At 32.9% G+C, this 4,409-nt stretch carries 5 protein-coding genes; 1 reads left to right on the top strand and 4 read right to left on the bottom strand.

Annotated features, from left to right (window positions below):
• Positions 1-94: 94 nt before the first annotated feature.
• Positions 95-442 carry a hypothetical protein gene (locus tag AB5903_RS21825; protein WP_229127191.1) on the bottom strand — a complete coding sequence of 116 codons (348 nt, stop codon included), beginning with the start codon at positions 440-442 and terminating at the stop codon, positions 95-97.
• Positions 443-585: 143 nt separating this feature from the next.
• A complete protein-coding gene (locus tag AB5903_RS21820; protein ID WP_229127190.1) occupies positions 586-945 on the bottom strand; it encodes a hypothetical protein in 360 nt (119 codons plus the stop codon).
• A gap of 56 nt (positions 946-1,001) precedes the next feature.
• Here AB5903_RS21820 and AB5903_RS21815 point away from each other — a divergent pair, with 56 nt between their 5' ends.
• Complete coding sequence (locus AB5903_RS21815; protein ID WP_272710677.1) at positions 1,002-1,745, top strand: hypothetical protein; 744 nt, start codon at positions 1,002-1,004, stop codon at positions 1,743-1,745.
• Positions 1,746-2,554: 809 nt separating this feature from the next.
• Here the strand turns inward: AB5903_RS21815 and AB5903_RS21810 are convergent.
• Together AB5903_RS21810 and AB5903_RS21805 are read right to left on the bottom strand one after the other, a co-directional pair.
• Positions 2,555-3,604, bottom strand: coding sequence for an SIR2 family protein (locus tag AB5903_RS21810; RefSeq protein ID WP_195658358.1), 1,050 nt, complete (start codon positions 3,602-3,604; stop codon positions 2,555-2,557).
• A 12-nt stretch (positions 3,605-3,616) separates the two neighbouring features.
• Positions 3,617-4,409 (bottom strand): Piwi domain-containing protein (locus AB5903_RS21805; RefSeq protein WP_368118282.1); only part of this gene is annotated, 793 nt, incomplete at its 5' end.

Genomic DNA, 4,409 nt, shown 5'->3' with positions numbered 1-4,409 from the left:
GAAGAAAATAAACCGATTTATATCGGTGATAAACAAGAAAGAAGGTGCATCGTGCATTACGACACACCTTCTTTTTTCTCAAAAGAAATGTTTATTAAATAGGAACCCAAAGGTTTATACTGCACAATGCAATCGAAACCATTCCCTTTAACAACTCTTTTTTCACCCCTGGTAAAGAGTCTATTTTTGTATATATTTTTTCCGTAAAAGTAATCATTTCTTCTCTATCTTCCAACAAAAGAACAGAATCTAAATATTCATCCAAAAACTGATAGTCCAAAGTTGGTGAGCTTGAAATTCCTGCAATAAAAACATTATTCAAATCTGAAGACGTGTTAAGTGCATTTTTCAAATTTCTTATAAGAATTATTATATTTCCCCATTCTAAAGAAGATATACCAACATCACTATACCCCATCTGCTTAAGTTTCGTTTCAATCATCGATGACAAAGCAGAATCACTGATATTACTGCCATATCTAAGGGTTGGATTCTCCCGACAAAGTTCATAGATAGCCCTATTATGACTATTACCCAACTCTTTATGTTGCCTTGAAGAGTTAGAATACACTTTCCATTCATCATTTATCTTCCAGGCAGTTCGAGCATCCCCCCATTTATTGCCGTTACCAAAGATGTTGTTAAAGAAACACGAAGTCCTCTCCAAAAATTCATTCCATTATCACGTCCCCATCTATAGCCACCGGCATCAGCTTTTCCTAGATTTTTAAACCAGCTTCTAAAAGAACTCCAAAAGCCACGAGTGTGCACATCAAGCGGAGCAGGCACATAAGGTTTTATATCTTCCACATATTGAATTAGTTCTTCCATTTGAACTTGTTCAACACTTGACTTTAAGACTTGCTCCTCTATTTCACTTTGCGAACAAGAACCGATTACAAGTCCTACAACAACAAACAGGATTTTCACTAACAAGTTTTTCATAATTGATTATTTTTAATTATATTTGCCTAAGATATAAAAAATTATTTAAAAACACCATGAAAGAAGGCCTGTTTTTTTTATTTTTATTTAATTTTATTCCTATCAGTGCCCAATATTGCTGTACAGAGATAGGAAAAGTACTTCATTACACCACTATCGACAAGAAACAAGAGAAAACCCTGAAAGATTCAGCCTTAGTAAGAGACGTCATTCACGAGAACGAACGCATTGTAGTAGACTTACGGTGGTATGGCGACAGCTACAGCCCGACTCAGATTATAGACGGTACGAACCGGGAAACATTCATATACCGCAAAAAGACCGGCATCACAGAATTCATCGCACTGGATGCAGAGATAGAGAATACAGAGGCAAAACTGGACTACCTTTCCAAGTACCCTCAAAAAGACTGTTCCAGAGCCGAAAAGGAGTATGACGAGTACAGCAAATACATGCATGCCGAAGGACGCATAAGCATCCCTATCAAAGAAAATGCTGGCATGGACGAAGAACTTCCTCCCTGCAAGTATACGCAAAAAATAGGACCTATGAGAATGAAAGCTTCCCTCGAAGGGAAATACAAGGGAAAGGAGAGAGTGCATACTCCGGCAGGAGACTTCGACTGCATTAAAATCTATACAGAATCCAAAGCCAAATTCATGCTTTTCTCCGAAAAAGAATACAGCATGAGCTGGTATGCCAAAGGCGTAGGTATCGTAAAGGAAGAAAGATACAACAAACGGGGGAAATTACAGGAGAGCATGACGCTGGAAGCCATACGGAAGCAGGGAAATAATTGACTACATGGAACTACAAGTTTTAAAGGGGCAAACCAATAGTTTCTCCTGCTGAAACAAAGCTATTTGTTGTAATTTGCTATAAATCAGAAGACAACTACAGTATTTAAAAGATGCAGGTAACGATTTAGTGATGAAAGTTTAGCTTCGCGTTACATTGCTTTGCATAGTTTCAAATAACTCATATACAAATGTAGGCAATATTTGGAATATAACAAAATATACAGTCATTTATTTTTGCATAAATCTGATTATTAATATCTTAAAAAATATAAGGTATAACTTATTTATGTATTTGTTATAGAATAGTCGTGAAGAGTATTCTATCTGTTTATTATCTCAATTTTGCGTTTTCTGCCTTTTGGGGGTGACTGCTCAACGGTTGAGTAGCCAATGTTATAATATCTCCGTAATATGTGCCATAAATAATAAGGTCAATATACTGTATCGGGTGAACAGACACCTTCAGGGACTCACTCCCAGACTTTTTACTTCTTGCTTATACTCTACCTTTCAGAGCTTAGAGTGCTGGTTTCTAATGCTTTTCATCATTATTCACACCGTTGTCACTGATTTTAGTTATAAACTGATACAGTTTTATTTTGATTTTACAAGTAGAAAATAGATTTTTTCGAACTCATATATATAGCTATTCATTTGCCCATTGGAGTTTCACAAAAAACAAAAGACATTGAATATCAATGAACTTTTTTTGCTATATACAGATTACTCTATATTTATAATCCCATGAATTTATCTTCGTCTTATTTGTTATCAATAAATTATAGAAATCTGTTTTAATGTAAATGATTCTAATCAAATGGAGATCCTTCAGGTTCTTTTATCTGTTTGACAAAGAAATCTTTATTCATCGTTTTTGTCATAAAATCCTTGGCTGTAGCATTGACTACAATCAGTTGTTCCAAATTTTTTAATTTTAGGCGCTCGGCTATCCTTTTTTTTTCAGCATCTTCACTTATATTAAAAGGAGCGACATTGATAACCCTCAATTCACTTCTCATATTAAGTGCTTGGGAAATAATAATATTTACATATTCATCAGCATAAGAATAACCTATGACAACTATTAATTTTGCTTCATCATGACAAGCTATTCTTAAAATAGATGAATAGTAAAAATAGGGGTCAACCGATGTCATTTTGTGTTGAATACCAAATATTAATTCTGGATCCTCTTCTATTTTCTCACTTTGATGTAATTTATCATTAACTATATACCAATTAATAGAACCGTGCAGTTTATACAAATTATAATGTTTACCAGATGTGTTGTCAAAATTAGAAGAATGCCATTCATGTGTTTCTTGAGTAAAGCCTCGTTCAATAATTTTCTCTTTTCCAACAATATTCTCAAAACATAAATCATAATTCAGTGTAAAAACTTTCATGAGTTGTCCAATATCAGTTGATAGAGATATGAAAGACTGCCAATAACTGGCTGCATCATAATTTCTTAATCCTACCCATTTATTGAGCTGTCTTCTTATCAACTTATGAAAGCGTTTAATACAATCAAAATTATTTCCAGCTAGATCAAGTAATCTAATATTCCATGTTCCGATAAATGGATACATTATATTACTCTCTCTCTTTTCAATTTCTGTAATAACAACTAATAATCTTTCAACATTAAATGGCTCATCAAATCGTCCTAATATGCCATCTGAATAGTTAATACTACTTTTTAAATAGTAATATAAATCTCTATATGGCTTCCAATCTTCATGTTGGACTATCAATTCTTCTATTCTTTGGACCATAGCGTTTGACATTGGAATCCCAGCATCAACACTGGCTCCTGCTCCAAATAAAAATAGTAAATCATCACCTTTTATTTCCATAATTATATATATTTATAAAAACCATGGCTTATTATTCGATATAGCTCCTTCTTCATATCCAGATATGTTTTCAAAAGCTTCAGTATATTTTGCTATAATTTGTGAATAGTATATTGAAATTGGAATTGATTTTGCATTAAATCCTCTCCAGTTAGCTCCAGACAGATTTAAAATATCCTGTAAGTATGCTTGTTCATCAAAGTCTTTTCTATTATTTATATTTAGAAATTTGATATGGACGGGATTGGACAACCTTTTGTCAACAACTTCTTTTCCATACAACAATCCTTCAAACCATACAAGGTATTCATCTTTTGAAAGTTTGACAAAACTACTTTCATAAGGAACTAATGTATTATGAAAGCTGTAGCCAAAATATTTATTATCAATATTTATCTTAACGACAACTAATTCAATATCTTTTATTTGTTTTATGGCATTAGAAATTGCAATAATCTCTTTCTTTTTAATTTTAAATGGTAAATGCAATACACATGTTTCATAGTTCGCTTTTTGTTCCTTCAGTATTGTTATCAAATTATTTGTCAACTTTTCCAGATAAGTAATTTCTGACTCCTCTTCAGCCAAAACCTCCAATGCTTTATACAAGCCACTAGAATCTAAACATACTGTATATGCAAAATATTTAGAAATTTCACCAGTTTCTTTGTTTTTTTTATGAGAACTACCAATGCCCAATATTAAACAATTCTTGTTACTAGGTTTAACAATCCAAGGAATTCCTCCTATTTTGGCAAACATTGCCAAAGCTAAGTTTGATGTAGACCATTTTAAAGAGTTACGT

The organism is Bacteroides sp. 2201st1_D9_2201SCRN_220225, assembly GCF_040928965.1.
GTDB lineage: Bacteria > Bacteroidota > Bacteroidia > Bacteroidales > Bacteroidaceae > Bacteroides > Bacteroides stercoris.
The sequence above is the reverse complement of the archived record's forward strand: the minus strand, read 5'-3'. Positions and strand labels throughout refer to the sequence as shown.